This window comes from Paraburkholderia sp. SIMBA_053 (assembly GCF_046534895.1).
GTDB classification, from domain to species: Bacteria; Pseudomonadota; Gammaproteobacteria; order Burkholderiales; family Burkholderiaceae; genus Paraburkholderia; species Paraburkholderia caledonica.
Genome location: NZ_JAWRXU010000841.1, coordinates 1 through 266, shown reverse-complemented (window position 1 = coordinate 266; position 266 = coordinate 1). Strand labels below are relative to the sequence as shown.

Below are 266 nucleotides of genomic sequence, written 5' to 3'. Positions count from 1 at the left end.
CGGCTGCGCGCGCCGAGCTTGGTCAGCACGTTCGACACGTGCGTCTTCACCGTGGGCACCGAGATGCGCAGCCGTGCCGCGAGCTGCGCATTCGACCAGCCCTGCAGGATGCCGTCGAGGACCTCCCGTTCCCGAACGGTCAGATCGGCGCGCTCCGCCGTACTCGCTGTCGGTGGCGGCGCCGCCACACCCTCGACCACTGCGGCGAGCGCGCGACGCGTCAGCCGAGGGTCGAGCGCGCCCTCTCCGGCAGCGACGGAGCGCAC

At 72.9% G+C, this 266-nt stretch carries 1 protein-coding gene; it reads right to left on the bottom strand.

What is annotated here, in order from left to right:
- Positions 1-266: response regulator transcription factor (locus tag SB753_RS37955; RefSeq protein WP_410805274.1), on the bottom strand; the 266-nt coding region annotated here is incomplete at both ends.